General features: G+C 65.9%; 5 protein-coding genes. 2 read left to right on the forward strand and 3 right to left on the reverse strand.

Annotation, left to right across the window (positions count from 1 at the left end):
• Window positions 1-246: 246 nt before the first annotated feature.
• Entirely contained in the window at window positions 247-1,281 is a 1,035-nt protein-coding gene (locus ABNS06_RS08725) for an AraC family transcriptional regulator (RefSeq protein WP_348673948.1), read from the reverse strand.
• A 107-nt stretch (window positions 1,282-1,388) separates the two neighbouring features.
• Here ABNS06_RS08725 and ABNS06_RS08730 point away from each other — a divergent pair, with 107 nt between their 5' ends.
• Both ABNS06_RS08730 and ABNS06_RS08735 read left to right on the forward strand, forming a co-directional pair.
• Window positions 1,389-1,814 carry an SRPBCC family protein gene (locus tag ABNS06_RS08730; RefSeq protein ID WP_348673949.1) on the forward strand — a complete coding sequence of 142 codons (426 nt, stop codon included), beginning with the start codon at window positions 1,389-1,391 and terminating at the stop codon, window positions 1,812-1,814.
• Window positions 1,815-1,859: 45 nt separating this feature from the next.
• A complete protein-coding gene (locus ABNS06_RS08735) occupies window positions 1,860-2,768 on the forward strand; it encodes a sterol desaturase family protein (RefSeq protein ID WP_348673951.1) in 909 nt (302 codons plus the stop codon).
• Here the strand turns inward: ABNS06_RS08735 and ABNS06_RS08740 are convergent.
• Both ABNS06_RS08740 and thiL read right to left on the reverse strand, forming a co-directional pair.
• Window positions 2,702-3,235, reverse strand: a complete 534-nt coding sequence (locus tag ABNS06_RS08740) for a phosphatidylglycerophosphatase A (RefSeq protein ID WP_348673952.1) — start codon at window positions 3,233-3,235, stop codon at window positions 2,702-2,704. The genes ABNS06_RS08735 and ABNS06_RS08740 overlap by 67 nt on opposite strands.
• Before the next feature lie 21 nt (window positions 3,236-3,256).
• Window positions 3,257-4,109, reverse strand: an 853-nt coding sequence (thiL, locus tag ABNS06_RS08745; protein ID WP_348673953.1) for a thiamine-phosphate kinase, incomplete at its 5' end; no start/stop codon positions are given.

Below are 4,109 nucleotides of genomic sequence, written 5' to 3' on the forward strand. Positions count from 1 at the left end.
GGACCGGGGCGGTATTCCCGCAATCCTGCGTTGTCGCTCGCTCATCTGGAATGACCAAATCGCACTCACTCCGCCTAGTCTTGCGGGAATACCGACGCCGTCTTGATGATGCGAATAGATCAGAGCTTCCTTAGGTTACGCCCTCGCCGGCGCCGCATCGAATCCTGGTCAAACCGCCGGAGACCACCACGCTGGCCGCCCACGGATCGGCGTTTCCCGTGAGCATCGGCAATTCCGGCGGAATCTTCAATCCGGACCAGGCTCGCCCGATTTCGCCAGGAGCTGCCGGGGATCGTCGCGCGCCTGGCCGGGCGTCATGCCGAACCAGCGACGGAAGGCGCGCGTGAAGGCGGTCTGATCGGAAAAACCCAGCATGAAGGCAAGCTCAGCTCCGGATAGCGCCTCGTTGGTCATCAGATCCAGGGCGAGCTCCTTGCGGGTGTCGTCGATCAGGCGGTTGAAGGTCCAACCCTCTTCGCCCAGACGGCGCTGCAGGGTGCGCGGGGTTAGCTCGACGACGCTGGCGGCGCTCTCCAACTGACAGCCACCGGAGGTCAGCTGCTTGCGCAGCCAGTGACGCAACCTGCCCTCCAGCGTCGTCTCGCGCGCGTACTCGTCCAGCAGCCGATGCGCGTAACGATCCATCTGCGCGCGCAGACCGGGATCGGCCTGCGCGATTCGCGTCGACAGCAGCGAGGCGGGGAATTCCAGCGCGGTCTGCCCGGTCTCGAACCGGACCGGACAGCGGAAGATCGACTCGTGAACACGGGTACTTGCCGGCCGCGCATGCGGCAGCAGCACCAGATCGGGATTGGACGCATTGGCGGTGATCCAGCGGGCGTATGTCACCCAGCCGGCGAGATTGTGCTCGGCCAGCTGCCGCGTCGGCGGCACCTCGGTCACCCAGCGCAAGCGCAGTCGCCCACCATCCACCGGTTCCAGGCGCGCCTCGCCGATGTCCGCAACCAGCGCCTGATAGCGCAGATGCCGCGCCAGCGCATCGGCCAGGGTGTCGCAGCTCATCACCACGTAGCCCAGCACGCCGTAGTGGCCCGGCTTGATCGCGGCGCCGACCTTCAGACCGAGGTCCGGTTCACCCAGCAGCGTGGCCGCGGCATCGAACAGCCGCGCGAACAGCGCCGCCGGAACCCGGGCATGGGTATCGTCCAGCGTGGCGCGCGTGAGTCCCGTGGCGGTCATCAGCGACCGGATGTCACCGCCCGCCTGCTCGACGTAATCGAGCACGGACTGTACATAGGCAACCGAGACGCTGGCGGTCACGCGCCTGCCTTCGTGAGCGCGCTGGCATGCGCGGTCAAGACGCGGGCACCGCCGGTCAAGACGTTCGCGCTATCGTTACGCAGACTGATTACCCACAGGAGACTTGTATGCCCAAGCAGCGCATCGCTGTTGTTCAGGAATTCCCCGCACCGCGCGAAACCGTGTTCGCTCACCTGACGGACCATAACAAGGTTGGAGCGATTCTCGGTGCCAAGATGGTTCGCATCAAGGACGGGGAAGACGCCGAGAACGGATTGCACTCGGTTCGCAAGGTCACGATCGGCCCGATGTCCTTCGAGGAAACCGTGGTGCGCTTCGAAGCCCCGGAGCGCATGGAATACACGGTGACCACCAAGGCGCCGATCAAGAACCACCGCGGGATCATGCTGTTCGAGGAAACCGCGACCGGCTCGCGCCTGCACTACGAAGTCCTGTTTGACGGCCGTTTGCCGTTCACGGGCGGCCTGATCCGCAGGCAGCTCGAAGCCGCGTTTCGCAAGGGGCTGCGCCGTTACGCGGAGTCTCTGAAGTAACAGAATCGTGCGCAGGTGACGCGGCGCACGATCCATGGAGGAATGATGGAATCGCTGATCCTGCTCGCACTCGCCCCCGTCTTCTACGGCTGCATGCTGTGGGAAGCGCTTTACTGGCGTCGTCGCGGCGTGGCGATGTACACATGGCGTGACACGCTCTCCAACATCAGCCTGGCCGGAATGCACCAGGTTGCCGACGGGCTGGCCTGGCTGGTGCTGCTGGGCCTGTACACGCTGGTCTACCAGTTCCGCCTGTTAGACCTGCAAACCGGCGCATGGACCATCGCGGCACTGTTCATCGCCCAGGATTTCTTCTACTACTGGTTCCATCGCGTCAGCCATGGCATGCGCTGGATGTGGGCCTCGCACGTCACCCACCATTCATCCGAGCGACTGAACCTGTCGACGGCATTCCGCCAGAGTCTCACCTACCCGATTTCGGGGATGTGGGTGTTCTGGCTGCCGCTGGCCTGGATCGGCTTCGAACCGCACTGGGTCGTACTGGTCGTGGGGATCAACCTCGCCTACCAGTTCTTCGTTCACACGCAGGCGGTTCACAAGCTGCACCCGGCGATCGAGTTCGTGTTCAACACGCCGTCGCACCATCGCGTGCATCACGCGCGTAACGAGTGCTACGTGGACCGCAATTTCGGCGGTGTGCTGATCCTCTGGGACCGGTTGTTCGGCACGTTCGTCGAGGAACGCGACGACGAGCCCTGCGTATACGGCATCACCCGGCGCCAAATCCGCACGCACAATCCGATCACGCTGACGTTCCAGGAATGGGCGTACATGTTCCGTCAGGCCAGCCGCGACGGGCTGACCTGGGGACAGCGGCTGCGCTACCTGTGGGGTCACCCGGACTGGGAGGCGCCGGGCGCCGCGACTCAGTCAAACAGGCCGGAGATCCAGACGACCGGCCAGCCGGTCAGCACGCTCAACAAACCCGCGTAAACCCCGGCCAGCGCATCATCCAGCATGATGCCGGTACCCCCGCCCACGTGGCGGTCGATCCAGCGGATGGGCCAGGGCTTGATGATGTCGAAGACACGGAACCAGACGAAGGTGATCAGCGCCCAGGCCCAGGCCGGCAGCACGCCGAACATGTCCTGAACGCCCATGTTCAGGGGGATTAGCGCGATCAGGATGCCGACGATCTCATCCCAGACGATCCCCGGGTCGTCATGCACGCGCAGCATCCGGGCACTGGCGCCGCAGATGTAGAGCCCGAACAGGAAGCCCAGCACGACCACGGCCCAGAACAGCTCGCGCGGCAGCCAACCCACCAGGGCGAACACCACCAGGCCGACCAGACTGCCGAAGGTGCCCGGCGCCACCGGTGCCAGGCCGCTGCCAAACCCGAAGGCCCAGAAATGCACGGGGGTGGTGAGGATCAGACGATGCGGCGGACGTGGTTTCATGCGTGGAGCTCGGCGCGATCGCTAAAAATGACGATAGCCGGAGGATACGGGATCGATCCGCGGTGCGTCGCCGGCCCAGTGTATGCCCGGCAAATCCGTGGCCCGGCCGAGCTCGACCGGCGTCAGCCCCTGCTCGCGCCAGAGTTCCAGCAGCGTGCGCACATGCACCGGAGACACCGCGACCAGCAATTCGTAGTCGTCACCACCGGCCCACATCCACTCGGCGGCGGTCGTGCCGCAGCGGCTGGCGGCCTGACGCAGGCCGTCGTCCGGCGTCAACGCGTTGGCGTTCAGACGAGCGCCCACGCCCGAGGCATCCAGCACATGACGCAGATCGGCCAGCACGCCGTCGGAGACGTCGATCGCGGCGCGGGCAAGCCCCCGGGCGGCGCGACCGGCGGCGACCCTGGCATCGGGCCGGTCCAGTCGATGCAGCAGTTCTGCGGGCACATCCGCTTCGGCGCCCTGCTCCAGCAGCGCCAACGCCGCCGCGGCCTGCCCGGTCACACCGGTCAGCAGCAGATGATCACCGGAACGCGCCGCGCGGCGTGTCAGCGGCGCCTCAAGACATTCGCCGAGCGCCGTCACGCCAATGGTCAGTGGCCCGCGCGTGATGTCGCCGCCGACCAGATCCGCGTCACACTCGGCGATGGCCGCGCGAAAACCCGCCGCGAATGCGGCGACCCAGTCGTCGTCCGCCTCCGGCAGGGTCAGCGCCAGCGTCAGCCAGCGGGGAAACGCGCCCATCGCGGCGAGATCACTGAGATTGACCATGGCCGCCTTCCAGCCCAGCGATTCGGCGGAAGCACCGGCGCGGAAGTGGCGCCCCACCACCACCACGACCAGCGGATACAGCACCAATGGATAAGCCACA

Origin of the sequence: uncultured Abyssibacter sp., from assembly GCF_964000955.1 — a bacterium.
Classification (GTDB): Bacteria; Pseudomonadota; Gammaproteobacteria; order Nevskiales; family OUC007; genus Abyssibacter.